Raw genomic sequence first — 24,657 nt, forward strand, 5'->3', positions numbered from 1 at the left:
GCCGGATCAAGTCGTGCTTTCCGGACGGGGCTTCTTCTGCCACGGGTACGTCGGCCGCGCACTCGGCGGGGCGATCGCAGGCTTGGGCGGCTCCTCGCCACCACGGGACTCACCACCACGGGACTCGGCGGCGCGCGACTCGGGAGTCTCCTGCCAGGTCTGCCCCGTGGAGGCGGTGGCCTCGGGCTTCGGTGCCTCGGGCCACACCGAGGCGGGTTCCGTCGTCCAGTGCCGCAGCGCGCCCGCCTCGACGTCGATCTGCGCGCTGAGCGTGTCCAGGTCGTCCTCCGCGAACTTGCGGGCCCGGTCGTGCGCCGCCCAGCGCAGCGAGTCGGCGGACTTGACGACCCGCTCCGTACGCTCGCGCAGCGCGGGCAGCCGCTGGGCCAGCTTGCTCCGGTCCGGCTCCGGCTCCAGGCGCCGCAGCTCGTCGTCCAGCTCCCGGCCGTGCTTGCTGAGCTGCTCGAAGAGGGCCAGGGACTCCTTCAGGGACTCGTCCTCGCCCACCCCCGCCTGCAACGCCTCCTGGGTGGCCCGCATCGACGTGCGCAACTTCAGCCGCAGATCGGCCAGTTGCCCCGCCGGTCCCGGCTGGGCCAGGCTTCTGGCGCGCAGGGTGGTGTCCTCGACGGTCCGCTTGGCCTGCGTGATCGTACGGTCCACGCCGCGCTTGGCCGCGCCGACCGCCTTCACCGTGGCGTATGCGCCCAGCACCACGAACAGCACGAAGAACAAGGCGACGACTGCGATGACGGCTTCCACGACGCGCTCCTTCTCCGACCGGCACGGCATGTGCTGCGGCGCTCTTCCACGGTAAACGCAACAGGCAGGTCCCTAGTTCCATCGGAACCCGGAACCTGCCCGTAGGGGACACCCCTGAACCACTACCCGACGGCGGCCGTACGACTACCCACAGCCACCACCCGGCCGCCGACGGCCGTCCCACGGCATCGCCTCGCTCACGTGACGATGTTCACCAGCTTCGGCGCCCGCACGATCACCTTCCGGATCGGCGCCCCGGCCAGCGCCGCGACCACCTTCTCGTCGCCCAGGGCCACCTTCTCCAGCTCCTCCTCGGAGATGGCCGGCGACACCTCCAGGCGGGCCTTGACCTTGCCCTTGATCTGGACGACACAGGTGACGGCCTCGTCGACGACGTACGCGGGGTCGGCGACGGGGAAGTCCCTGTGCACGACCGAATCCGCGTGCCCCAGCTTGCGCCACAGCTCCTCGGCGATGTGCGGGGCCAGCGGCGCGACCAGCAGGACCAGGGCCTCGGCGACGGAGCGGGACACCGGGCCGCCCACCTTGGTCAGGTGGTTGTTCAGCTCGGTGACCTTGGCGATCGCGGTGTTGAACCGCATGCCCTCCAGGTCCTGCCGTACGCCGTCGATGGCCTTGTGCAGCGCGCGCAGGGTGTCCTCGCCGGGCTCGGCGTCCACCACGGTCGCCTCGCCGGTGGCCTCGTCGACGACGTTGCGCCACAGCCGCTGCAGCAGCCGGTACTGGCCCACCACCGCGCGCGTGTCCCACGGCCGGGAGACGTCCAGCGGGCCCATCGCCATCTCGTACAGCCGCAGCGTGTCCGCGCCGTACTCCGCGCAGATGGACTCCGGAGTGACCGCGTTCTTCAGGGACTTGCCCATCTTGCCCAGCACGCGGCTGACCTTCTCGCCCTCGTAGAAGAAGGCGCCGTCGCGCTCCTCCACCTCGGCGGCCGGCACCGCGAAGCCACGGCTGTCGCGGTAGACGAAGGCCTGGATCATGCCCTGGTTGAACAGCCTGTGGAACGGCTCGGCCGAGGAGACGTGCCCCAGGTCGAACAGGACCTTGGACCAGAAGCGCGCGTACAGCAGGTGCAGCACGGCGTGCTCGGCGCCGCCTACGTACAGGTCGACACCGCCGTGCGGCTGCCCCTCGCGCGGGCCCATCCAGTAGCGCTCGATCTCCGGGTCGACCAGCTTCTCGGAGTTGTGCGGGTCCAGGTAGCGCAGCTCGTACCAGCAGGAACCGGCCCAGTTGGGCATGGTGTTGGTCTCGCGGCGGTAGGGGCGCGGGCCGCGGCCGTCGCCCAGGTCCAGCGTGACGTTCACCCAGTCCTCGTTGCGCGACAGCGGCGTCTCGGGCCGGGTGTCGGCATCGTCGGGCTCGAAGGTGCGCGGCGAGTAGTCCTCGACCTCGGGCAGCTCCAGCGGCAGCATCGACTCGGGCAGCGGGTGGGCGACGCCGTCCTCGTCGTAGACGATCGGGAAGGGCTCGCCCCAGTAGCGCTGGCGGCTGAACAGCCAGTCGCGCAGACGGAAGTTGACGGTGCCCCGACCGATACCGGACCGCTCCAGCCACTCGATGATGCGCGTCTTGGCCTCGGCGACACCCAGGCCGTCCAGGGACACACCCTCACCGGTGGAGTTGATGATCTTCGCGTCGTACGACCCGAAGGCGTCCTCCCAGGTGGAGGTGTCCGTGCCGCGGCCGTCGGTGGGCTCGACGATGCAGGTGATCGGCAGTTCGAAGGCGCGCGCGAACTCGAAGTCACGCTGGTCGCCCGCCGGGACGGCCATGATCGCGCCGGTGCCGTAGCCCATCAGGACGTAGTCGGCGATGAAGACCGGGATCTTCTCGCCGTTGACCGGGTTGGTCGCGAACGAGCCGATGAAGACACCGGTCTTGTCCTTGGCCTCGGCCTGCCGCTCGACATCCGACTTCGAGGCCGCCTGCGCGCGGTAGGCGGTGACGGCCTCGGCCGGGGTCGCATGACCGCCGGTCCACACGTCGCGGGTGCCCTCGGGCCAGACGTCCGGGGTGAACTTGTCGACCAGCGGGTGCTCGGGGGCCAGGACCATGTAGGTCGCGCCGAACAGGGTGTCGGGGCGGGTGGTGAAGACGGTGATGTGCTCGCCGTCGATGGGGAAGTCGACGCGGGCGCCCTCGGAACGGCCGATCCAGTTGCGCTGCTGCAGCTTGATGGCCTCGGGCCAGTCCAGCTCGTTCAGGTCGTCCAGCAGCCGGTCGGCGTACGCGGTGATGCGCATGTTCCACTGGCGCAGCTTGGCCTTGAAGACGGGGAAGTTGCCGCGCTCGGAGCGGCCGTCGGCGGTGACCTCCTCGTTGGCCAGCACGGTGCCCAGTCCGGGACACCAGTTGACCGGCGCGTCGGAGGCGTACGCCAGGCGGTACTCGCCCAGCACGTCGGCGCGTTCGCCGGCGCTCAGCGCGCTCCAGGAGCCGCCCTCGGACAGCGCGCGCTCACCGGACTCGAACTGCGCCACCAGCTCGGCGATCGGGCGGGCCTTCCTCGCCTCGTCGTCGTACCAGGAGTTGAAGATCTGCAGGAAGATCCACTGGGTCCACTTGTAGTAGTCCGGGTCGATCGTGGCGAACGACCGGCGCTTGTCGTGGCCCAGGCCCAGCCGGCGCAGCTGGGACTTCATGTTGTTGATCGCCGCTTCGGTGGTGATCCGGGGGTGCTCACCGGTCTGTACGGCGTGCTGCTCGGCGGGCAGGCCGAAGGCGTCGAAGCCCAGGGTGTGCAGGACGTTGTGGCCGGTCATCCGCTGGAAGCGGGCGAAGACGTCGGTGGCGATGTAGCCCAGGGGGTGGCCGACGTGCAGACCCGCACCGGAGGGGTACGGGAACATGTCCATGATGAACTTCTTGGGCTTGGCGGCCTGCTCGGCGTCGCCCGCCAGGTCGCCGCTCGGGTTCGGCGCGGCGTAGGTGCCCTCGACGTCCCAGAAGTCCTGCCAGCGTGCCTCGATCTCGGCCGCGACGGCGGCCGTGTAGCGGTGCGGCGCGGCCTCCACCGATACACCTGTGGCGGCGGGGTTCGTCTCGCTCATGATCCTCAAAGCTCCATCGATCGTCTCTGCCAGCGGCTGTGTCGTCAGGAAACGAAAAATCCCCTCGCACAGGAGGGGACGCCGCGCCGATTCCGACCACGCCGTTCATCGGCGGTCGGGACTGATCAGCGCGGCTCACTAAGCAGAAGGCGTACGGCACGCATGGGCTCAGGGTACCGCAGCCCCCACAGCCGCCGCGACGAGGTTCAGGCCCGCCGACAGCCCCCGCCGAGTGCCCCGCAGCACCGTCGATGGACAGGAACCAGTGGCGTGTCAGCCACGCGATCCGGCCAAATAAGTTGAACTTTATTCAAAACTTACTCCGCGTAACAACCACTAACGGGCATCACGGATGTGAGATTGGCCCTTCATAACGACGCAATAACTGAAACCTCGTACCGCCCGGTATTGGCACCACTTACAGTTCGACGACGGGACCGCTTTCCCGAACTGTTCGGAGTTGCCCCCATGAACCCTCGTCGCAGTAACAGCTCGCTGCCCCAGACCGGCCGGTCGGCCTACGGGATAGCCACGGCTGCCGCTCTGCTGCTGATACCCGTAAGCGTGCTGGTCGGAGGTGACGCATACCGGGAGTTCCTCGACTTCGGAGCGGGCGTTCTCTCGCTCGTCTCGTTGACCCTCTCGGTGCTCTGGGGGCTCGTCGCCCAGGACCGGACCCTGCTCACCGTGCGCCAGCGGATCATCGGCCAGGCCGTCCACCGAACGACCGCCATCGCGTCGGTCGCCTTCCTGGTGCTGCATGTCACGGTCAAGCTGGCGCTGAACCACGTCTCCGCGATCGCCCTGTTCCCCTTCGCCCTCGGCGTGACGGGCACAGGCGCCCTCATCGGCTTCGGCGCGACCGCCGGGTCAATGATGATCTTCGTCGCCATCACCGGCGCACTGCGAAGCAACTTCGCCTCCCCGGCGCCGGTCGCGGCACGCTGGCGCGCGATGCACATGATGGCCTACCCGGCCTGGTGTTTCGCGCTCGTGCACGGACTCTACGCGGGTCGCGAAGCGAAGCCGATCTTCGTGATCCTCTACTCCGTCGGCCTCGTCGCCGTCGCCGCCGCCCTGCTGCTGCGCTCCGCTCCGCGCCAGGTCAAGCGCGAGGTGGTCGAGCGCATCGCCGGCATCCTGGGCACCGACGGCCAGCGCCCCCCCGAGGTCGACGAACTCGTGAAGTCCCGCTCCGCCCTGCAGGGCCTCGACGAGCAGGGCGGCCGACGCGAGGGCGGACGGCGCGACCAGATGCGCGACACCGGCCAGTTCCCGCTGCCCGGCTTCGGCGGCGGACAGGGCGCGAACCCTGCGCTCGGCGACCCGCTGGTGCCCCCGCAACGCGCGGCCGCCTCCGCCGACAACGGCCCCGGCTTCGCGGCCGCGTACCGCGCGGTGTCGATGACCCCGCGCGCCGCGGAGCCCACGGCGCCCTATCTGACCCAGCAGCAGCCGCCGTTGGACATGCAGCCCACGCAGGCCATGCCCCGCATGGACGACGGCGCCGGCACGGGCACACGCTGGCCGGCCCCGTCCCCGCCGCCGGTCGGCGAGGCTCCCCCGTCGTCGTACGACCCGATGCAGGACACCTTCGCCGGACAGCCGTTGGGCGGGCAGACGTACCAGGGCCAGGCCTACCCGGGCCAGACCTACCAGGGCGAGACGTACAACACGGGCGCTTCCGAAACTTCCTACGGAACGGCTGAGACGAACGCCCCCTACGGCACGTACAACCCGAACGACACGTACAACAGCGGTCCCGCCACTGAAACGCTGCCCGGCTACGACGACTACAACCAGCCGGGCTCAGGCGAACCCTGGAACGCGCCTTCCGGAGGATATAAGTGAACGAGGCCCTTCCCGACGTCCCCGAAGTCCGAGTGGTGGGGCTCCCCCAGCTCACCTCGGGCTTCGACCTCGTCGAGAGACTCGACCTCCCCATGCACCTGAAGGTGCACGGTCCGCTCGAACCGATGGGCGGCGAGGCTCTCGCCCAGTTGTCCGAGCGGATCAACCTGAAGGGCAGGGGCGGCGCGGGCTTCCCGTTCCACAAGAAACTGCGGTCGGTCGCCGAGTCGGCGATCAAGCGCGGCATCCGGCCCGTCGTGGTCGTCAACGGCAGCGAGGACGAACCCGCCTGCCGCAAGGACACGGTCCTCATCAACCGTGCCCCGCACCTCATCCTGGACGGCGCCCTGCTGGTCGCCGAGGCCCTGGGTGCCCGTCAGCTCGTCATCGGGGTGACACGTGAATCCACCGAGCGATCGATGGAGGCGGCCCTCGCCGAGCGCGGGCTGAGCAACCGGCGCGGCGCGGCCATCCGCGCGAGCGTGCAGCGCAACCCGGTCCGCATGGTCACCGGCGCCGCCGGCTCGCTGATCCGCTCCATCGACGGCGGCCCGCCCATCCCGCCGGGCCGCAAGACCAGCGCGTCCAAGAGCGGTGTCGGCGGCGCGCCGACGCTGCTCTCCAACGCCGAGACCTTCGCCCAGCTCGCCATCGGCGCCCGCATCGGCTCCGAGCGGTACGGCAACACCGGCCTGTACGACGAGCCGGGCACCGTCATGCTCACCGTGTCCGGCGCGGTCGCCCGCCCGATGGTGATCGAGGCGCCCACCGGCGTGCCGCTGCGCTACATCCTGCAGCTCGCCGGCGCGCCGCCGGTCCCGCAGGGCGTGCTGACCGGCGGCTACCACGGCAAGTGGATCGACGCGGCGACGGTCAACGAGGCGGTCGTCTCGCGCAACTCGCTGGACGCGGTGGGCGGTGCGCTGGGCGCGGGCGCGATCCTGCCGATCAGCCAGGACACCTGCCCGCTCGGCGAGTCGCTGCAGGTCGCCAAGTGGCTCGCCGAGGAGAGCGCGGGACAGTGCGGTCCCTGCTACCTCGGCCTGCCGGCCGCCGCGCGCGGTATGGAGGACATCCTCAACGGCGGCGGTCCGGCCGCCCTGGAGGCCCTCAAACAGGTCGCGAAGAACGTCAAGCGGCGCGGCGCGTGCTCGCACCCGGACGGCTCCGCGATGTTCCTGGAATCGACCGTCAAGGCGTTCACGGACGACCTCGCCGCGCACGTCCTCGGCAACGGCTGCGGGCGCCCCGTGGAAGGTGTGCTGCCGCTCTTCGAGGGCGGCAGGATGCCGACGGGCATCCCGGGCGGCACGGCCGAGGAGGAGACCGGCAGCCGTCAGAAGATCTTCGTCGACTGGACCCTGTGCAGGGGCCACGGCCTGTGCGCCGACATCCTCCCCGAGGTCTTCCAGCTCGGCGCCGACGGCTTCCCCACCGTCGCCCAGGCGAAGGTCCCCCAGTACGCCGAGGCCAAGGCCCTCCGCGCGGTGCGCCGCTGCCCTGCGCTCGCCCTGCGCCTGGAGGAGGACAACCGCGCCTCCGCCCCGTCCCGCAACCTCCCGGTCCTCTCCCAGGGCCGTGGCCGCCGAGCCCTGGGCAGCGGTCGCTGAAGCACGCCGAAGGGCGGGGCACCCTGCAGTGGGGTGCCCCGCCCTCCCTGTTCCGTTCTCTCGCTTCTTCTCCGTCGCCGTCGCTCGCGTCGCCAACAACGCGAAGACCCCGTCCACTTGGACGGGGTCTTTTCTGTGGAGCTAAGGAGAATTGAACTCCTGACCTCCTGCATGCCATGCAGGCGCTCTACCAACTGAGCTATAGCCCCTTGCCGTGCTGCCCACCGGGTCTCCCTGGCGACGACGCCAACATTACCGGTCCCCCGCGCGCACCACCAAATCGATTCCGCCGAGTGCGAATTACAGGTTGATTTGGGGTGAATGTCGGATACCGAAGCATCCGCCACGCCTCCACCGTCACACCCCTGTCCACGGCCGCCGTCACGAGGGCGCTGCGGCACCCGTGGCGGCCCTGCGGCAGGCGGCTGCCGGGTAGGGGCGCCGAGTTGGCGCTCAGGCCGTCACGAACGAGTAGAAGCGCTTGAGTGTGCAGTGCTCTTCGAGGAGCCGGCCGTAGATCGGCTCACCCTCCAGTTCGCGGTACGTCTCGATGGGGTCGCCTTTTATGATCAGCGCCCGTGCGCATTCCTCGCACCAGTACTGATAGTCGGCGTTGACGGGCTCCATGTCGCGGACGATGGGCGTGCCGCTGCCGCACCAGTCGCACTTTCTCCTGTGTGCACCCATCGATCAGCTCCAGCTGTGGCCGCAGGCCGTGCACACGTAGGAGATCCCTCCGTTGTCACCGAGGACTTGGGCCACGTGGAGCGAGCCGCAGGTAGGGCAGAGGAGGGTGGTCCTACTCCGCATCACCACCGCTACGGAAAGGTCGTGGACCCTCCCGCGGATGCTCGCAGGCATCGCTTCTCCCTCCCGTCGGGCCGCGCCCCCTTCCGGCCGTTTGATTCTGCCACGGCCGGACCAATACGGTCAGCGACGCCTTCGTACCAGTCCGGGCAAGCAGCGGGAAAGAAGGTCGTCCGCAGAGGTATACGCCTCCGGGGCGGTGCGTGCTCAAGAAGGGACGCAGGTCACACACGAAAAATCCCGCCCCCTTGCGGGAACGGGATCTTCTGTACCGATCTGTGGAGCTAAGGAGAATTGAACTCCTGACCTCCTGCATGCCATGCAGGCGCTCTACCAACTGAGCTATAGCCCCTTGCACCACGCGGTGAAACCGCGTGTTGTTCCGGCCCCGCTCGGCGGGGCGAACAAGAAGAACTTTAGCCTGCGACCAGCCGGAAAGTGAAATCCGGGCCGCGGCCCCGGTACGAGGCCGCGAACGGGACTCAGTCGTCGTCGCCGAGCACCGGCTCGGGCAGCGTGCCGGCGTTGTGCTCCAGGAGCCGCCAGCCGCGGGCGCCCTCGCCGAGGACGGACCAGCAGCAGTTGGAGAGGCCGCCGAGACTTTCCCAGTGGTGCGGCTCCAGGCCGAGGAGGCGCCCGATGGTGGTGCGGATGGTGCCGCCGTGGCTGACCACCAGGAGAGTCCCGTTCTCCGGGAGCTTGTCGGCGTGCCGGAGCACCACGGGGGCGGCGCGGTCGGCGACCTCGGTCTCCAGCTCGCCGCCGCCGCGGCGGACGGGCTCGCCGCGCTTCCACGCGGCGTACTCCTCGCCGTGCCGGGCGATGATCTCGTCGTGCGTGAGCCCCTGCCAGACGCCCGCGTAGGTCTCGCGCAGGCCCTCGTCGTGGCTGACTGCCAGGCCGGTGAGCGCGGCCAGCTCGGCGGCCGTGTCGGCGGCCCGCCGAAGGTCGGAGGCGACGATCGCGTCGGGCTTGAGGGAGGCGAGCAGCCGGGCGGCTCGGCGGGCCTGACCGAGACCGGTCTCGGTCAGCTCGACGTCCGTGGTGCCCTGGAAACGGCGCTCCACGTTCCACGAGGTCTGGCCGTGCCGCCAGAGGATGAGGCGGCGGCCCCTCCCCTTGCGGACGGCCGTGTCGCCGCCCGCGGTCACCGCAGCTCCCCGTCCAGCTCGGCCTCCTCCTCGGCGGCGCGCAGCTTGGCGTGCTCAGCGCCCTTGCCCCTGGTGGCCTTGGCGTCGGCGGGCAGCTCCAGCTCGGGGCAGTCCTTCCAGAGCCGCTCCAGGGCGTAGAAGCCACGCTCCTCGCTGTGCTGGACGTGGACGACGATGTCGACGTAGTCCAGCAGCACCCAGCGGGCCTCGCGGTCGCCCTCGCGGCGGACCGGCTTGGCGCCGAGCTCCTTGTTCAGTCGCTCCTCGATCTCGTCGACGATCGACTTGACCTGGCGGTCGTTGGGCGCGGAGGCGAGCAGGAAGGCGTCCGTGATGGACAGCACATCGCTGACGTCGTACGCGATGACGTCGTGCGCGAGCTTGTCGGCGGCCGCCTGTGCGGCGGTGGTGATGAGCTCGAGAGAGCGGTCGGTGGCGGTCACTACACGGCTTTCGGTCGTCGGTCAGGAACCCTCACGGGCTACCCCAAGGGTCTCACGGCCCACCGACCCCGCCCCACGTGTTAATCGATCAGGCCCCGGGGCCGCGCCGATGTGGCGGCTCCGGGGCCTGATCGCTGATCATGCCGGTCCGATCAGCCCGTGGTTCCCGTGGTTCCCGTGGTTCCCGTCGTCCCGGTCGCCCCCGTCGCGCTCGTCGTCTCGTAGTTCTGGCCGAGTACGACGGAGACGTCGGCGTTGGAGGTGGTCTCGCCCTTCTTCACGGCGCCGGCCGGGAGGCCGAGGGTCTTGGCGACCTCGACGGCGTCCTGTTTGCGGGCCGCGTCGGAGTAGGTGACCTCGGAGGTCGCCCGGGCGGTGGCGGTGGCGCCGGCGTCGAGGAAGGTGTAGCCGCCGTTGAGGACGACCACGCGGGCCTGTTCGGTGGCGTCCTTCACACCGGTTGCGTTGCGGATGCCGACCCGGACGGCGTCCCCGGCGTCGGGGCTCTTCGCGGCGCCGCCGAGCAGGTCCTTGACCACGCTGTCTGAGTCCTCCGCGCTGAGCGTGCCGTCCTGCTGCACGGGCAGCGACTCGGTCCGGTAGTCACCGCCCTTGGCGCGGTCGGCGAGCTTGGCGAGGAAGGTGCCGAGGTCCTTGTCGCTGAGCGAGGGGTCGAGGATCTGGGCCAGCGTCTGCACCGTGACCGTGGCGGCCTGCTCGTCGGAGGACAGCTTGCGCAGCACGCCCTGCATGACCTGCCCGAACCGCTTCAGCTGCGCATCCTGCGACTCGCCGGACGCCCGGTAGGTGGCGTAGGCGACGGCCATCTTGCCGCTGAGGGTCTGCGCCTTGCCCTTGGTGACGAGGGGGGCCTCGGTCTTCTTCTTGGCCTCGGGGTCGGGCACGTTCGCGTTCGTGTCGATGTCGATGTTGCCGACGAGACCGACGAGGTTGTTCAGATACGGGGTGTCCAGCCGCCAGGTGCCCTCGATGTCGGTTCCGAGGACGGTGTCGAGTGCGTCGCGGGTGCCGGAGGAGCCGTCGTCCTCGACGGACTTGGCGAGGGTCGTCGTGGTGCCGTCGTCGCCGGTCAGGGCGAGGGCGTTGGGGAGCAGGACGGTGGCGCCCCGCTCGGTGGTGGCGTTGTCGACGAGCAGCGCCGTGGAGGTGCCGCCGTTCCTGGTGTCGTGCAGATGGACGACGACCACGTCCCGCTTCTGGGCGGCCGCGGAGGTCGTGGTGCCGGTCTGCTCGTCCGAGGAGGCGCCGGGCAGCATGCCCGCCCACCACATGTAGCCGACGCCGCCGACCGCGACCAGGGCGAGGACCACGACCAGGGCGACCAGCCGACTCTTGGCGCGCCGCTTGGCCTCCTCGCGGCGCTCCGTGCGGTTCTCGGTGAAGTTCAGCCAGTCGATGACATCCTCGGAGTCGCCGTCGGGCTCCTCGACGAAGGCGAACTGCTCGGTGCGGAAGTCCCGTTCGCCGGTGTCCCGTTCGCCGGTTTCCCGTTCGGACGGGTCCCGCTCCGGGAAGGTGTCACCGGTCCGGGGCTCTCCCTGCTCGGCGGTCTCCGGCGGTGCCGGCTGCTGCGGGATGTAGGCGGTCTGCTCGGCGACGGAGGCCTGCGGGCCGGTGGCCGCGGTCTGCCCGTAGGGGTCGTACGGGTCGTAGGCGGGCGCCGGTGCCTGCTGGCCCGAGTCGTAGTCCGTGCCGTACCCCTGCGGGTGCTGCTGCTGGACCTGGCCGGTCGCGTACGGGTCGTAGCCGTAGCCGTAGCCCTGGCCGTACTCCTGGGGCTGCTGTGTCCCGTAGGGGTCGTACGCCTGTTGCTGAGGCACCTGCTGGGCGGGCGCCGGTCGGTACACCGGCTGCCCGTACTCGTCGTAGCCGACGAGTTCGTAACTCTGGTCGCCTCCGTAGCCGGCGTCGTATCGGTCGTTCACCGGTGCCCCTCTCGGCTCACTCGCCTCACTCGCCGCGGTACAACTGCCGCTTGTCGATGTAGCGCACCACACCGTCCGGCACCAGGTACCAGACGGGATCGCCCTTGGCGACTCTCGCACGGCAGTCTGTGGAGGAGATGGCCAGTGCCGGGACCTCGACCAGCGAGACCCCGCCCGCGGGCAGGCCCGGGTCGGTCAGGGTGTGCCCCGGACGGGTGACCCCGATGAAGTGCGCGAGGGAGAAGAGTTCCTCGGCGTCGCGCCAGGTGAGGATCTGGCCGAGCGCGTCGGCGCCGGTGATGAAGAAGAGGTCGGCCTCGGGGTTGAGCTCGTGCAGTTCGCGCAGGGTGTCGATGGTGTAGGTGAGGCCCTTGCGGTCGATGTCGATGCGGCTCACGGAGAAGTGGGGGTTCTCGGCCGTGGCGATGACCGTCATCAGATAGCGGTCCTCGGCCGCCGAGACCGAGCGGTGGGACTTCTGCCACGGCTGGCCGGTCGGCACGAACACGACCTCGTCGAGGCCGAACTGGGCGGCGACCTCCTGGGCCGCCACCAGGTGCCCGTGGTGGATCGGGTCGAACGTTCCGCCCATGACGCCGAGACGGCGTCGGCCGGGCTCCGACGGGCGGTATCCCTGTGCGCCGGAGGCGCCTTCGGCCTGGCCGTCCGGGGTGTCGTACGCCTGGTCCGCCGCCTTGTCGTGCTCCGGACCGGTAGGCATTTCCTGCTCTCCCATGCGTGGAGAGCCTACCGGCCCGGCCGACGCGTGCCGTTCGAACGTCTTTTTGCGCGGATTAGCGATCGCGGTTGAATCGCGTGGTGATCCACAGCAGCAGCATCAGGGCGAAGAAGGCTCCGCCGCCGGTCAGGTAGGGGCTCAGGCTCTCGTGGTTGCCGGCGTGCTCCCCGCCGCCCTCGGCGGCGAAAGTGACCAAGTCGGCAGCGGTGCTGTGGAAGCTCATCGTCGGCGTGACCTATCCGGTGGTGGGATCGGGATGGAGACCCGCCCATCGTAAGCGGGAGCCTCGGCCGCGATCACGTCGACTCCGCCCAGGAGTGAACGCGGGCGCCGCCGGGCGCGTACTTCGCGTACGAGCAACCGTTCGCGTGCGCCGTACGTCCTTCCCGTCGGCGGGCGTCAGTCGTCCCGCTTGTATCCCCGCAGAAGGAACCACGCCATCAGGACGGAGCCCAGGACCATCACGATCAGCACCACACGCAGCAGGTTGCCTGCTCCCTGTTCCTTCGCGGCCAAGTCCGCGGCCTCGGTGAGCCAGGCGGACGCAGGCAGGTGCGGGAGATGCCCCATGAGATCGCTCCTTACGGTTGATGCCCTGCCACGGTAACTCCGCCTAGGCTGGTCCTCGCTTCGGGGGCAACTTGGGCAAACAGACGCATGGGGGAAACATGCCGGACGACAGCCACGAGCAGCACGGGCACGAGAACGTGCCGAGCAGGCAGCGCAGGCGCTTCGAGGGGATCTCCTCCCGGGCGTACGAACACCCCGCGGACCGCTCGGCGCTGGTGGCGCTGCGCAAGCTCAGCGGCTTCGACACCGTGTTCAAGGCACTCAGCGGTCTGCTGCCGGAACGCAGCCTCAGGCTGCTGTTCCTGTCCGACTCCGTACGGGTCTCGGACCAGCAGTTCACCCACCTCAACGACATGCTGCGGGACGCCTGTTACATCCTGGACCTGGAGAAGGTCCCGCCGATGTACGTGAACCAGGACCCGCAGCCGAACGCGATGTGCATCGGCCTGGACGAGCCGATCATCGTCGTCACCACCGGGCTCGTCGAGCTGCTCGACGAGGAGGAGATGCGGGCCGTCATCGGGCACGAGGTGGGCCACGCGCTCTCCGGCCACTCGGTGTACCGGACGATACTGCTCTTCCTGACGAGCCTCGCCCTGAAGATCGCCTGGATCCCGCTGGGCAACATCGCGATCATGGCGATCGTGACCGCGCTGCGCGAGTGGTTCCGCAAGTCGGAGCTGTCCGCCGACCGCGCGGGCCTGCTGGTCGGCCAGGACGTCCAGGCGTCGATGCGCGGTCTGATGAAGATCGCGGGCGGCAACCACCTGCACGAGATGAACGTGGACGCGTTCCTCGCGCAGGCCGAGGAGTACGAGGCCGGGGGCGACCTGCGCGACTCCGTCCTCAAGATCCTCAACGTGCTGCCCCGCTCGCACCCCTTCACCACCGTGCGCGCGGCCGAGCTGAAGAAGTGGGCCGAGTCCCGCGACTTCCAGCGGGTCATGGACGGGCACTACCCGCGGCGCAGCGAGGACAAGGACACCTCGGTGACCGACTCCTTCCGTGAGTCGGCCACGCACTACACGAGCAGTGTGAAGAACTCCAAGGACCCGCTGATGAAGCTGGTCACCGACATCGCGGGCGGCGCGGGCGATCTCGGCGGCCGGGTCCGGCGCGGCTTCGGCGGCTTCGGCAACGGCAGCGGCGGCACGGCCACCGACACCGACCCGGGTCAGGGCGGCGGCACGGACACCGCCCAGGAGGACAGGCGCCGGGACGACGAGTGACGCACGGCTACCGCCACGCCTGACCACAGGAGGAGCTCGCGGCTCGTGTGTTCCTCGGCTGCGGGTGGTGGGGCTTCTCTCGCAGTCCCCGCGCCCCTGAAAGACACGGCCCCTGCGGGCCGCAGAAAGCCAGGGGCGCAGCCCCGCTTTTCAGGGGCGTGGGGAACTGCGCGACCAGCCCCCACGCACCCGCATCCGAAGAACACGCAGAAGCGGGGTCAAAGGGGCGCAGCCCCTTGAGGATGGTGCGGGGGCCGCGCCTCACACCTTCGGCTGGGCACTCTCCGCGAGGGAGCCGCACAGGGCGGTGGCGGCGCCGGTGCCGTACGGGTCGGTGCCGGCGGACGGGCCGCCCTCCTTGGCCGTCTGCCCGGCGAGAAGCGGGCGCAGATGGTTCGTGGCGTCGTCGGCGCAGGCCAGCGGTCCGGCCTGAACGTAGGAGACGACGACCTCGACCTGGTGGGTGCGCAGGTCGTCCTGGTCGAAGCGGAAGTGCAGCTCGCGCCGGACGGTGAACAGCGAGGCCTGCCCCGCGGTCCTGTCGCCCGGTGGCCTCAGCGCGTACACGAGGGTGTGGGCGGCGACGACCTCCAGGGTGCCGGAATCGAACTCGGCGGCCTGGAGGGTGCCCTGGACACGGATCTTGCGGTCGGCGAGTTGCGCGCGGGACGGGTCGAAGCGGACCAGCCAGCCGGTGGGGGCGTGCCGTCCGTCGGCCGCCGGATGATCGAAACTCTGTTCGAATTGGTCGAGCTGTTCCGAGTCGAGCAGCCGCCGCACGGGCTGGACGGTGGTGCCGCCGAGCACCTCCGGGTCGAGCGCGGAGGCGACCAGGTACTCCTTGGCGATGGTCAGCGCGGAGACGACCTGACTGTCGGTGAAGTGTTCGGTGCGCCGGGTGGCCGGCATCGTGATGCCCTCGGCGCCGATGCGGAACTGGGCGGCCGGGCTGTGCGCGTACAGCGTCTCGGCGTCCTGAGCGCCGGGCACCGCGGACTGCGGGGACAGCGGGATCACCGTCATCCGGAGCGGCTCGGTGGGCTTCGCCGCCGGGGTGTCGTACGGATGGCGGACGCCCATGTAGATCGCGGTGCCGAAGGCGAGGGCGACCAGGAGGACGAGGACCAGGGCCTGCCGGGAGAGACCGCGGCGCATGGGCGGGCGGCGGCGGACGGCGGGGGCGTGGTCGGAGAGGCGCTCCTGGGCGGAGAACTCCTGAAGGCGGGCAGCACGGACGAACGATTCGTCGAAGACGACGGATCGGTATTCGTCCTCGCCACCGCCGGGGGCGCCCTCGGGAGTCCCCTCAGGTGGGTTTCCAGGCCCGCCCATACAAGGAGAGTAGGTCTCCGGGGGCCTCGGTAAACGCGCTGCCACACGACAAGTTGTGACAGGTCCTCACCAGGTTCACACGGAAGCGGCGAACCGCCCTCCAGGGCTCGCGCGAGGCCGTGTCAGGGCGTGCGGGGGTCCGCCGACACCACCGGCTGGGAGAAGTCCGCCGAGGCGGAGGGCCTTGTCGGGGTGAGCGGTTCGACGCCGGTGGTGGCGGGAGGCGGGACCGGGTCGCCGCGGCCGGTGGAGGCGCCCCGGTAGACCGCGGTGAAGGCCAGCGCGACCATGCCGACACCCATCACGAGGGCGAGGATCCAGGCGACGGGCCGGTGCCAGCGGGTCTGCTTGCCGTACGGCCTGCCGTAGGCCCCGTCGGCGCCGTAGCGGCCCTCCAGGACGTCGGGGTCGTCGAGGTCCTCCAAATCGTCATCGCGGCCGTGCCCGAAATCCGTGCCGAAGCCGTCGTCGTAACGGTCGTCGTCACCGCGTGCGTTTCTGGAGTGCGCCCGGCGGGCTTCGGCCTCCTGGGCCGCGGCACGGGCCTCTGCCGCTGCGAGCAGACGTTCGACCGCGGTCGGCTCGTGCACCGCGGCCGCCCGTACGAAGTCCTCGTCGAAGACCACGGAGGCGAACTCTTCGTCCATACCTCCGCGGTCGCGGTCGTCGTCGGGCTCCCAGCCGTCCGGGAACGGCGTGCCCCCCACGTCCTCCGGCACGGATCCAGCGTAGACCGGAGTGGTCAATTTGGGCAGACGGTAAGGAAATTCATCCGATTTGCCAGCTGGGTGCCGGCCTGTTCACAGGAACGGACCGGCGCCCCACAAGACCCGCGCCGGGCTAGCGGCGGACGTGTCCGTCGCCCGTGACGATGTACTTCGTGCTGGTCAGCTCGGGCAGGCCCATCGGGCCCCGGGCGTGCAGCTTCTGGGTGGAGATGCCGATCTCGGCGCCGAAACCGAACTGACCGCCGTCGGTGAACCGGGTCGAGGCGTTGACGGCGACCGTCGTGGAGTCGACCAGCTGGGTGAAGCGGCGGGCGGCCTGCTGGGAGGTCGTCACGATCGCCTCGGTGTGGCCGGAGCTCCACAGCCGGATGTGCTCCACGGCCCGGTCGAGCGAGTCGACGACGGCGGCGGCGATGTCGTACGACAGGTACTCGGTCTCCCAGTCCTCCGTGGTGGCCTCGACGACCGTGGCCCGGCTCTCCTTGGCGAAGGCGAGGACGCGCTCGTCGGCGTGGACCGTGACCCCGGCGTCGGCGAGCGCGTCGAGGGCGCGGGGCAGGAACTCGGGGGCGATGTCCTGGTGGACGAGGAGGGTCTCGGCTGCGTTGCAGACGCTGACGCGGTGGGCCTTGGAGTTGATCAGGATCTCGATCGCCGTGTCGAGGTCGGCGCCCGCGTCGACGTAGACGTGGCAGTTGCCCGTGCCGGTCTCGATCACCGGGACGGTGGACTCCTCGACGACCGTGCGGATCAGGGAGGCGCCGCCGCGCGGGATGAGCACGTCGACCAGGCCGCGGGCGCGCATCAGCTCGCGGACGGACTCGCGGCTCTCGCCGGGGACGAGCTGGATGGAGTCGGCGGGCAGGCCCGCGCCGCCGACGGCGTCCCGCAGGACCCGTACGAGGGCGGCGTTGGACTCGTGGGCGGAGGACGAGCCGCGCAGCAGGACCGCGTTGCCGGACTTCAGGCAGAGCGCGGCGGCGTCCACGGTCACGTTCGGGCGGGCCTCGTAGATGATGCCGACGACGCCGAGCGGGACGCGGACCTGGCGCAGGTCGATGCCGTTGGGGAGGGTGGAGCCGCGGACGACCTCGCCGACCGGGTCGGGCAACGCGGCCACGTCGCGGACGTCGGCGGCGATCGCGCGGACCCGCTCCGGGGTCAGCGTCAGCCGGTCGACGATCGCCTCGCTGGTGCCTGCCTCGCGGGCCCGCTCGATGTCCTTGGCGTTGGCCTCGACGATCTCGCTCGTACGGACCTCCAGCGCGTCGGCGATGGCGAGCAGCGCGTCGTCCTTGTCGGCGCGCGGAAGCGGCGCGAGGTCGGCGGCGGCGGCCTTGGCACGGTAGGCGGCCCGGGTGACCGGCGTCATGGAGTCGTACGGCGAGAGCGAGGTCATACCGGAAGGGTAGTGCGCCCGGCGGAGGGGTCCATCGTGTGTTCCAAAGCGCGAGACACCGCCGCGGGACACCCGTCGGGGGACTCCCGACGGCACGGCCGGGCTCCCGGTCAGACGGTCAGACGGTCAGAAGGGATGGACCCCTACGGGTGTGGCCGGGGCCGGCCCGTATCCCTCGGCGATCCGATGATGGTAGGTCTGGCGGTCGATGACCTCCAGGCCGACGATCTCCCAGGGCGGAAGCCCGGCCGTCCGCCGGTGCTCGCCCCACAGGCGCAGGGCGACGGCGGCCGCGTCGTGGAGGTCGCGGGCCTCCTCCCAGTAGCGGATCTCGGCGTGGTCGTGGGCATAGCGGCTGGTCAGCAGGAAGGGGTGGTCGTGGGCGAGCTGTTCGAGGCCGCGCCGCACCTCCTTGAGGGGGGCCTCGGCGCCGGAGACGCTCAGTGTGATGTGCCACAGCCGGGGCAGGTCCTGCGGCTTCTCGGCGCTGTCACCCTCGTACGTGTCCGAGGCGGCGACGCTGGTGAGCGTCCGCTCCTCGCCGGCCGCACGGGAGGTACCACCACCACGGGACGTCGCGGCCCCGGGGCGCACTCGTCTCACGACGGCCTCCTTCGCAACGATTTCGTGCTTCGCAATAGGTCGTGCGCAATCTCCCCGAGTCAAAGTTGAGCAGGCTCGGGGGCTTCGCGTGGCGGTTTTACGGAACGTGCACCGCCGGGGCCCGTACTCCGCCCCCTCCATGGGGCCGCTGGTCAGGGGCGCAGGAGGACGAGGTCGTCCCTGTGTACGACCTCTCGTTCGTACGCGGGACCCAGCTCGCGCGCCAGTTCCCGGGTCGAGCGGCCGATCAGCTGGGGGATCTCCTTGGCGTCGAAGTTCACGAGCCCGCGCGCGACCGCCCGGCCCTCGCCGTCGCGCAGCTCCACGGGGTCGCCGGCGGTGAAGTCGCCCTCGACGGCCGCGATCCCGGCCGGCAGCAGTGACGTGCGGCGCTCGACGACCGCGCGCACGGCCCCGTCGTCGAGGGTGAGCGCGCCCTGCGGGGTGGAGGCGTGCTGGAGCCACAGCAGCCGGTCGGCGGAACGCTTGCCGGTCGGGTGGAAGTACGTCCCCGTGTCACGGCCGCCGAGCGCGTCGGCCGCGTGGACGGCGCTGGTCAGCACCACGGGGATACCCGCTCCGGTGGCGATCGCGGCCGCCTCGACCTTGGTGACCATGCCGCCGGTGCCGACGCCCGCCTTGCCGGCGCTGCCGATCTCCACGTGCGCGAGGTCCGCGGGCCCCCGTACCTCAGCTATCCGCGACGTGCCGGGCCTGCTGGGGTCCCCGTCGTACACACCGTCCACGTCCGACAGCAGGACCAGCAGATCCGCCCGTACGAGGTGGGCGACGAGGGCGGCCAGGCGGTCGTTGTCGCCGAAGCGGATCTCGTCCGTGGCCACGGTGTCGTTCTCGTTGACGACCGGCAGCGCGCCCATCGCGAGGAGCTTGTCGAGGGTGCGGGAGGCATTGCGGTGGTGGGCGCGGCGGCTCATGTCGTCGGAGGTGAGGAGCACCTGGCCGACGCGGATGCCGTGACGGGCGCAGGAGGCCGTGTAGCGGGCCACCAGCAGCCCCTGGCCGACGCTGGCGGCGGCCTGCTGCCGGGCGAGGTCCTTGGGGCGGCGGCGCAGACCCAGCGGCGCGAGCCCGGCGGCGATGGCGCCGGACGAGACCAGCACGACCTCCCGCTCTCCCCCGCTGCGGGCCTTGGCGAGGACGTCCACCAGGGCGTCCACCCGGTCCGCGTCGAGGCCGCCGGACGCCGTCGTCAGCGACGAGGAGCCCACCTTGACGACGATCCGGTGCGCTTCCGCCACGCCCTGCCTTGCCGCTGACACGCTATCCCCAATGCTCCGAACAGCCCGGTGTGTGCACTCCGCAATCTACGGGAGCGCGCGGACCGGCCGCGTCCTCATTTCGAGGGGCGGACGGCGGCGGTCCGTCTCCGAGCCTTTCGGGCGGTCCGTCTCCGAGCCTTTCGGGCGGTCCGTCTCCGAGCCTTTCGGGCGGTCCGTCTCCGAGCCCTTTATGAGGAGATGCCGAGACAGCTCTCAAGGTTGCAGGCGTTATGTCCGACTACCAGTGATTGTTCCCACCCAAGATTGCTCACCGGCCTCCCTAGGTCATACGGTCAGGGATCGGCCTTCCTCAGGCCACCCCCAGACTCACCCTCCCCCCCTCCGTCCGTCGCACCCTCCGCAGGAGCCCAGCCCGTGCCCTCCGCAGGCCTCGCACCCCGCCGCATCGCGCAGCTGACAGCGCTGTTCACGATGTTCGCGCTCTTCACGGCCCAGATCGTCTCCGCGCTGCTGCCGAACATTCCCGTGTTTGTCGCCGCCGGCGCGGCGGGCCTCGTACTGGACACGTTCCTGCAGTACCGGGACCCCGGGCTGCTCGCCACTCTGAGCAAGGTCCGCTTCGACGCGCTGGTGCGTCAGCTGCTGCGCGACATGCTGATCCTCGTGGGGCTGCTGCGCATCGACGGCATCGACCCGCTGCGCGAGCAGGCCCCGCTCCTGGTGGGCCTCATCGTCTTCTACGCGGTGCACTTCACCTGCCAGGCCGTCTCGGTCCTGGTGCGCCGCACCCGCACCCTGCCGATCGTGACCCGCAACATCGACGCCTCCGAGCTGCGCCTGACCGCCTCCCCACCGCGCATCCTGGCCCGCCGCCAGGCCCACCGGCTGCTGACCTTCTCCCTGCCGATCACGGCTGGCCTGTTGCTCACCGCGGCCACGCAGGACGCCACCTGGGGCGGCGCCGGCCTCGGCGCCGGTCTCACCCTCCTCGTCGCGGGCACCGCGTACCTGGCGACCTGGCTGCTGCCGAAGAAGCGCGCGAAGAACGAGCAGCAGGTCATGGAGTGGCTCGACAAGTGGCTCGACAAGTACCGGCCGACCACCGCGATGTACTTCTCCGGCGGTACGACGTCGGCGTACCAGGCGAACATGTGGCTCTCCACGCTCTCCCAGCTGGAGAAGCCGCTGATCGTGCTGCGTGAGCGCTTCATGGTCCAGAAGATCGACGCGACGGACGTGCCGGTCATCTGCTTCCCGAAGGTCTCCACGATGTTCTCCCTGGAGACCTCGACGCTGAAGATGATGCTGCACCCGGCCAACGCCGCGAAGACCTCCCAGGTGCTGCGCATCCCCACCGTCAAGCACGCCTTCATCAACCACGGCGAGAGCGACAAGCTGTCCTCCTGCAACCCGTACGCGAAGGCGTACGACGAGGTGTGGGTCGCCGGTCCCGCGGCGCGCGAGCGGTACGCGCTCGCCGACGTCGGCGTCGAGGACAAGGACATCGTCGAGGTCGGCCGCCCGCAGCTGGCGCCGATCCGCCCGTACGCGGGCCCGCCGACCGGCACGTACACGACCGTCCTCTACGCCCCCACCTGGGAGGGCTGGGACGGCAACCCCGGCAACACGTCCGTGGTCCTGGCCGGCGAGAACATCGTCCGGGGGCTCCTCGCCGACGACAAGGTCCGGCTGCTCTACAAGCCGCACCCGATGACCGGCTCGGTCGACCCGCGCGCGGGGGCCGCGAACGAGCGCATCAAGGCGATGATCCGCGAGGCCAACACGAAGCGTTCGGGTGCGCGGCCCGGGCCGGAAGCGGTGGCCGAACTCGCCCGCCGTACGGCCGAGTTGGACAAGCTGACCTCCACGTCGTTCCGTGCCAGCGCGGACGAGATGGAGCGGATGCTGCTGCAGGGCACGCCCAGCGGGGACCGTGCGGCGGCGATCTCCGAGGCGACGCTCGCCTGGGAGAAGGCGTACTGGGCGTCGTTCCCGGAGTGGGAGCACAGGATCATCACCGAGGCGCGGCCCGCGATCTTCGCCTGCTTCAACGCGTCGGACCTGCTGATCAGCGATGTCTCGTCGGTGGTCTCCGACTGGCTGTCCAGCGAGAAGCCGTACTCGGTCGCCAACACGTCCGGGCTGCCTGAGGCGGCGTTCCGCACGGCCTTCCCGACGGTCTCCGCGGGTGTCGTCCTGACGCCCGAGGCGGACGGCGTCCCGGCCCTCCTCGACTCGGTCCGCAACCCGGAGAAGGACCTCTTCACCAAGGCCCGCGCCGACCTCAAGGAACAGCTGCTCGGTCCCTCCGACCCGCCGTCGCTGGTCCGCTTCGACTCCGCGGTGAAGGCGCTCTGCGCCAAGGCCGACGACCGCCGCGTGCGGATGGAGTCCCGTCTCGTCGACGATCTGCCGTCCCCCCGGGAGGCGGGCGACGAACTCACCGAGGGCGAACCGAGCGAGGCGCTCGCCTAGAAACAGCCGAAGGGCCCCGGAGATGTCTCGAGACATCTCCGGGGCCCTTCGTCGTGTGCGGGGCGTCGAATGCCGCTCCCTGCCCCTGCTGCGGGCAATCGTGCCGCTGCGGCGGCGCAGGCGGCGCCTCGTGAGCGCCGGGGCGGCGCAGGCAGCGCGGGTGACGCAGGGCGGCGCAGGCAGCGCGGGGCAGCGCGGGGCAGCGCAGGCAGCGCAGGCAGCGCGGGTGACGCAGGGCGGCGCAGGCAGCGCGGGTGACGCCGGCGGCGCAGGCAGCGCGGGGCGGCGCGGGTGGTGCAGGCGGCGCGGGTGACGCCGGCGGCGCCTCGTGAGCGCCGGGGCGCGCAGGCCCACCGCCGCCCGGCCCCGGGCGCCGAGGAACCCCGGCGCCCGAGAACCCGACAGACCTAGAACGGCTCGAAGTCGTCGTACTCCTTCTGGACCTCGTCCCGCTCCGCCTGACGGTCGCGGCGGCGCTGGACGGCCGGGCGGGGCTCCTCGAAGCGGTGGTCCTCACCCCGGCGGCCGAGCATCTCCGCACCGGCCATGACGGTCGGCTCCCAGTCGAAGACGACCGCGTTGTCCTCGGGACCGATGGCGACGCCGTCGCCGGAGCGGGCGCCCGCCTTCATCAGTGCTTCCTCGACGCCCAGGCGGTTCAGGCGGTCGGCGAGGTAGCCCACCGCCTCGTCGTTGCTGAAGTCGGTCTGGCGGACCCAGCGCTCCGGCTTCTCGCCACGGACGCGGAAGAGCCCGTCCTCCTCCTGCACGACCGTGAAGCCCGCGTCGTCGACGGCCTTGGGCCGGATGACGATCCGCGTCGCCTCCTCCTTCGGCTTGGCGGCACGCGCCCCGCCGACGATGTCGGCGAGCGCGAACGACAGCTCCTTCAGCCCCAGGTGGGCGACGGCGGACACCTCGAAGACCCGGTAGCCACGGGCCTCCAGGTCTGGCCGCACCATCTCGGCGAGATCCTTGCCGTCGGGCACGTCGATCTTGTTGAGGACGACGATCCGGGGCCGCTTGTCGAGCCCGCCGTACTGCGTCAGCTCCTCCTCGATGATGTCGAGGTCGGAGACGGGGTCGCGCTCCGATTCCAGCGTCGCCGTGTCGAGGACGTGGACCAGGACGCTGCAGCGCTCGACGTGGCGCAGGAACTCCAGGCCGAGGCCCTTGCCCTGGCTGGCGCCGGGGATGAGCCCGGGGACGTCGGCGATCGTGTAGACCGTTTCGCCGGCCGTCACCACGCCCAGGTTCGGGACGAGCGTCGTGAACGGGTAGTCCGCGATCTTCGGCTTGGCGGCGCTCAGCACCGAGATCAGCGAGGACTTGCCCGCGCTCGGGTAGCCGACCAGCGCCACATCGGCGACTGTCTTGAGCTCCAGGACGATGTCGCCCGTGTCCCCGGGCACGCCGAGCAGCGCGAAGCCGGGCGCCTTGCGGCGGGCGGAGGCGAGGGCCGCGTTGCCGAGACCGCCCCGGCCGCCCTGTGCGGCGACGAAGGAGGTGCCGTGGCCGACGAGGTCGGCGAGGACGTTGCCCTGCCTGTCCAGCACCACGGTGCCGTCCGGCACGGGAAGGACCAGGTCCTGCCCGTCCTTGCCCGACCGGTTGCCGCCCTCGCCGGGCTTGCCGTTGGTGGCCTTGCGGTGCGGGGAGTGATGGTAGTCGAGGAGAGTCGTCACCGACTGGTCGACGGTCAGGATGACGTCGCCGCCCCGGCCGCCGTTGCCGCCGTCGGGGCCGCCGAGCGGCTTGAACTTCTCCCGGTGGACGGAGGCACAGCCGTGGCCTCCGTTACCCGCGGCGACATTCAGTTCGACGCGGTCCACGAAGGTGGTCATGGTGGGTGCCTCCAGATACGCGCTGTGCGTGGTGTTCGGAACTGTCTTACCTGTAACACGTCAAAGGCGGACCCACTTCCCGTACGGAATCCCGTACGAGAAGCGAGGTCCGCCTCGACGAATCGCTCTACGGAAGCCTTGGTCGTCAGACCGGGCGAGTCAGAAGACTCAGGCGGCCGGAACGATGTTGACGACCTTGCGACCACGGCTGGTGCCGAACTCGACCGCACCGGCGTTCAGCGCGAACAGGGTGTCGTCCTTGCCGCGGCCGACACCCGAGCCCGGGTGGAAGTGCGTGCCGCGCTGGCGGACCAGGATCTCACCGGCGTTGACGACCTGACCGCCGAAGCGCTTCACGCCGAGCCGCTGAGCGTTGGAGTCGCGACCGTTCCGGGTGGACGATGCGCCCTTCTTGTGTGCCATGTCTCCTCAGTCCCTTACTTCGCAGCCGCGGGGATCTCAGTGACCTTGATCGCCGTGTACTGCTGGCGGTGGCCCTGACGACGGCGGTAGCCGGTCTTGTTCTTGTAGCGAAGGATGTCGATCTTCACACCCTTGTGGTGGTCCACGATCTCGGCCTGGACCTTGATGCCGGCCAGCACCCACGGGTCGCTGGTCACAGCGTCGCCGTCGACAACGAGCAGGGTCGAGAGCTCGACCGTGTCGCCAACCTTGGCAGTGGAAATCTTGTCAACCTCAACGATGTCGCCGACAGCAACCTTGTGCTGGCGACCACCGCTGCGCACGATGGCGTACACGCGGATCTCACTCTCTCGCTCGGGAACGGCACCCCCGCAGTCCAGCCGCCCGACATGCGAGCAGCCTCTCCCACGGCGCCCGGCGCGCGGAA

Annotated in this window: 21 protein-coding genes and 2 tRNA genes; 4 read left to right on the forward strand and 19 right to left on the reverse strand. The window is 70.4% G+C overall.

What is annotated here, in order from left to right:
- Nucleotides 1–6: 6 nt before the first annotated feature.
- Complete coding sequence (locus OG858_RS15375) at nucleotides 7–792, reverse strand: hypothetical protein (RefSeq protein WP_319069416.1); 786 nt, start codon at nucleotides 790–792, stop codon at nucleotides 7–9.
- 167 nt (nucleotides 793–959) lie between these two features.
- Complete coding sequence (gene leuS, locus OG858_RS15380; RefSeq protein WP_327724039.1) at nucleotides 960–3,839, reverse strand: leucine--tRNA ligase; 2,880 nt, start codon at nucleotides 3,837–3,839, stop codon at nucleotides 960–962.
- 468 nt (nucleotides 3,840–4,307) lie between these two features.
- Here leuS and OG858_RS15385 point away from each other — a divergent pair, with 468 nt between their 5' ends.
- Both OG858_RS15385 and OG858_RS15390 read left to right on the forward strand, forming a co-directional pair.
- Nucleotides 4,308–5,690 carry a cytochrome b/b6 domain-containing protein gene (locus OG858_RS15385; RefSeq protein ID WP_256960954.1) on the forward strand — a complete coding sequence of 461 codons (1,383 nt, stop codon included), beginning with the start codon at nucleotides 4,308–4,310 and terminating at the stop codon, nucleotides 5,688–5,690.
- The gene (locus OG858_RS15390) at nucleotides 5,687–7,300 is read left to right on the forward strand and encodes an NADH-quinone oxidoreductase subunit NuoF family protein (RefSeq protein ID WP_086752850.1); all 1,614 of its coding nucleotides are present in this window, start codon (nucleotides 5,687–5,689) and stop codon (nucleotides 7,298–7,300) included. Before OG858_RS15385 ends, OG858_RS15390 begins: the two co-directional genes overlap by 4 nt.
- Nucleotides 7,301–7,436: 136 nt before the next feature.
- Here OG858_RS15390 and OG858_RS15395 read toward each other — a convergent pair.
- From OG858_RS15395 to OG858_RS15435, 9 genes are all read right to left on the reverse strand, one after another.
- Nucleotides 7,437–7,509: transfer RNA gene (locus OG858_RS15395), tRNA-Ala, on the reverse strand.
- A gap of 244 nt (nucleotides 7,510–7,753) precedes the next feature.
- On the reverse strand, nucleotides 7,754–7,987 hold the full coding sequence (locus tag OG858_RS15400; protein WP_005479297.1) for a hypothetical protein: 234 nt from the start codon (nucleotides 7,985–7,987) through the stop codon (nucleotides 7,754–7,756).
- A 399-nt stretch (nucleotides 7,988–8,386) separates the two neighbouring features.
- A tRNA-Ala gene (locus OG858_RS15405) sits at nucleotides 8,387–8,459 on the reverse strand.
- A gap of 130 nt (nucleotides 8,460–8,589) precedes the next feature.
- On the reverse strand, nucleotides 8,590–9,258 hold the full coding sequence (locus OG858_RS15410; RefSeq protein WP_086750124.1) for a histidine phosphatase family protein: 669 nt from the start codon (nucleotides 9,256–9,258) through the stop codon (nucleotides 8,590–8,592).
- The gene (rsfS, locus tag OG858_RS15415) at nucleotides 9,255–9,701 is read right to left on the reverse strand and encodes a ribosome silencing factor (protein WP_037703034.1); all 447 of its coding nucleotides are present in this window, start codon (nucleotides 9,699–9,701) and stop codon (nucleotides 9,255–9,257) included. The genes OG858_RS15410 and rsfS overlap by 4 nt, the downstream gene beginning before the upstream one ends.
- A gap of 152 nt (nucleotides 9,702–9,853) precedes the next feature.
- The gene (locus OG858_RS15420; protein ID WP_328544786.1) at nucleotides 9,854–11,647 is read right to left on the reverse strand and encodes an LCP family protein; all 1,794 of its coding nucleotides are present in this window, start codon (nucleotides 11,645–11,647) and stop codon (nucleotides 9,854–9,856) included.
- Nucleotides 11,648–11,672: 25 nt separating this feature from the next.
- Nucleotides 11,673–12,383 carry a nicotinate-nucleotide adenylyltransferase gene (nadD, locus tag OG858_RS15425; protein WP_086750126.1) on the reverse strand — a complete coding sequence of 237 codons (711 nt, stop codon included), beginning with the start codon at nucleotides 12,381–12,383 and terminating at the stop codon, nucleotides 11,673–11,675.
- A 58-nt stretch (nucleotides 12,384–12,441) separates the two neighbouring features.
- The gene (locus OG858_RS15430) at nucleotides 12,442–12,609 is read right to left on the reverse strand and encodes a hypothetical protein (protein ID WP_037703039.1); all 168 of its coding nucleotides are present in this window, start codon (nucleotides 12,607–12,609) and stop codon (nucleotides 12,442–12,444) included.
- 176 nt (nucleotides 12,610–12,785) lie between these two features.
- Nucleotides 12,786–12,956, reverse strand: a complete 171-nt coding sequence (locus OG858_RS15435; RefSeq protein ID WP_086750127.1) for a hypothetical protein — start codon at nucleotides 12,954–12,956, stop codon at nucleotides 12,786–12,788.
- 98 nt (nucleotides 12,957–13,054) lie between these two features.
- Between OG858_RS15435 and OG858_RS15440 the strand changes: the two genes are divergently transcribed.
- Nucleotides 13,055–14,185 carry a M48 family metallopeptidase gene (locus tag OG858_RS15440; RefSeq protein WP_319069421.1) on the forward strand — a complete coding sequence of 377 codons (1,131 nt, stop codon included), beginning with the start codon at nucleotides 13,055–13,057 and terminating at the stop codon, nucleotides 14,183–14,185.
- Nucleotides 14,186–14,446: 261 nt separating this feature from the next.
- Here the strand turns inward: OG858_RS15440 and OG858_RS15445 are convergent, their stop codons facing one another.
- The 5 genes from OG858_RS15445 to proB all read right to left on the reverse strand — a co-directional run bounded on the left by OG858_RS15445 (nucleotide 14,447) and on the right by proB (nucleotide 19,527).
- A complete protein-coding gene (locus tag OG858_RS15445) occupies nucleotides 14,447–15,517 on the reverse strand; it encodes an SCO2583 family membrane protein (RefSeq protein WP_086750129.1) in 1,071 nt (356 codons plus the stop codon).
- A gap of 122 nt (nucleotides 15,518–15,639) precedes the next feature.
- Nucleotides 15,640–16,236, reverse strand: coding sequence for an SCO2584 family spore wall biosynthesis protein (locus OG858_RS15450; protein WP_086750133.1), 597 nt, complete (start codon nucleotides 16,234–16,236; stop codon nucleotides 15,640–15,642).
- A 121-nt stretch (nucleotides 16,237–16,357) separates the two neighbouring features.
- The gene (locus OG858_RS15455) at nucleotides 16,358–17,644 is read right to left on the reverse strand and encodes a glutamate-5-semialdehyde dehydrogenase (RefSeq protein WP_086750130.1); all 1,287 of its coding nucleotides are present in this window, start codon (nucleotides 17,642–17,644) and stop codon (nucleotides 16,358–16,360) included.
- A gap of 126 nt (nucleotides 17,645–17,770) precedes the next feature.
- Nucleotides 17,771–18,238 (reverse strand): hypothetical protein, encoded by a 468-nt coding sequence (locus OG858_RS15460; RefSeq protein ID WP_086750131.1) that lies wholly within the window; start codon nucleotides 18,236–18,238, stop codon nucleotides 17,771–17,773.
- 161 nt (nucleotides 18,239–18,399) lie between these two features.
- Nucleotides 18,400–19,527, reverse strand: coding sequence for a glutamate 5-kinase (gene proB, locus OG858_RS15465; protein ID WP_179201193.1), 1,128 nt, complete (start codon nucleotides 19,525–19,527; stop codon nucleotides 18,400–18,402).
- 375 nt (nucleotides 19,528–19,902) lie between these two features.
- Here proB and OG858_RS15470 point away from each other — a divergent pair, with 375 nt between their 5' ends.
- Nucleotides 19,903–21,963, forward strand: coding sequence for a hypothetical protein (locus OG858_RS15470; protein ID WP_319069424.1), 2,061 nt, complete (start codon nucleotides 19,903–19,905; stop codon nucleotides 21,961–21,963).
- 407 nt (nucleotides 21,964–22,370) lie between these two features.
- Here OG858_RS15470 and obgE read toward each other — a convergent pair whose 3' ends face one another.
- From obgE to rplU, 3 genes are all read right to left on the reverse strand, one after another.
- Nucleotides 22,371–23,807 carry a GTPase ObgE gene (obgE, locus tag OG858_RS15475; RefSeq protein WP_086754160.1) on the reverse strand — a complete coding sequence of 479 codons (1,437 nt, stop codon included), beginning with the start codon at nucleotides 23,805–23,807 and terminating at the stop codon, nucleotides 22,371–22,373.
- A gap of 168 nt (nucleotides 23,808–23,975) precedes the next feature.
- Nucleotides 23,976–24,230 carry a 50S ribosomal protein L27 gene (gene rpmA / locus OG858_RS15480; protein ID WP_020115438.1) on the reverse strand — a complete coding sequence of 85 codons (255 nt, stop codon included), beginning with the start codon at nucleotides 24,228–24,230 and terminating at the stop codon, nucleotides 23,976–23,978.
- Between the two features lie 14 nt (nucleotides 24,231–24,244).
- Complete coding sequence (gene rplU / locus OG858_RS15485) at nucleotides 24,245–24,565, reverse strand: 50S ribosomal protein L21 (protein WP_006374708.1); 321 nt, start codon at nucleotides 24,563–24,565, stop codon at nucleotides 24,245–24,247.
- Nucleotides 24,566–24,657: the final 92 nt, after the last annotated feature.

Origin of the sequence: Streptomyces europaeiscabiei (genome assembly GCF_036346855.1) — a bacterium.
GTDB classification, from domain to species: Bacteria; Actinomycetota; Actinomycetes; order Streptomycetales; family Streptomycetaceae; genus Streptomyces; species Streptomyces europaeiscabiei.

Excerpts from the sequence above, each read along its gene's own strand:
- OG858_RS15375 (WP_319069416.1), bottom strand. The coding sequence starts at position 792 with ATGCCGTGCCGGTCGGAGAAGGAGCGCGTCGTGGAAGCCGTCATCGCA.
- leuS (WP_327724039.1), bottom strand. The coding sequence starts at position 3,839 with ATGAGCGAGACGAACCCCGCCGCCACAGGTGTATCGGTGGAGGCCGCG.
- OG858_RS15385 (WP_256960954.1), top strand. The coding sequence starts at position 4,308 with ATGAACCCTCGTCGCAGTAACAGCTCGCTGCCCCAGACCGGCCGGTCG.
- OG858_RS15400 (WP_005479297.1), bottom strand. The coding sequence starts at position 7,987 with ATGGGTGCACACAGGAGAAAGTGCGACTGGTGCGGCAGCGGCACGCCC.
- nadD (WP_086750126.1), bottom strand. The coding sequence starts at position 12,383 with ATGGGAGAGCAGGAAATGCCTACCGGTCCGGAGCACGACAAGGCGGCG.
- OG858_RS15430 (WP_037703039.1), bottom strand. The coding sequence starts at position 12,609 with ATGAGCTTCCACAGCACCGCTGCCGACTTGGTCACTTTCGCCGCCGAG.
- OG858_RS15435 (WP_086750127.1), bottom strand. The coding sequence starts at position 12,956 with ATGGGGCATCTCCCGCACCTGCCTGCGTCCGCCTGGCTCACCGAGGCC.
- OG858_RS15440 (WP_319069421.1), top strand. The coding sequence starts at position 13,055 with ATGCCGGACGACAGCCACGAGCAGCACGGGCACGAGAACGTGCCGAGC.
- OG858_RS15445 (WP_086750129.1), bottom strand. The coding sequence starts at position 15,517 with ATGGGCGGGCCTGGAAACCCACCTGAGGGGACTCCCGAGGGCGCCCCC.
- OG858_RS15455 (WP_086750130.1), bottom strand. The coding sequence starts at position 17,644 with ATGACCTCGCTCTCGCCGTACGACTCCATGACGCCGGTCACCCGGGCC.
- obgE (WP_086754160.1), bottom strand. The coding sequence starts at position 23,807 with ATGACCACCTTCGTGGACCGCGTCGAACTGAATGTCGCCGCGGGTAAC.
- rpmA (WP_020115438.1), bottom strand. The coding sequence starts at position 24,230 with ATGGCACACAAGAAGGGCGCATCGTCCACCCGGAACGGTCGCGACTCC.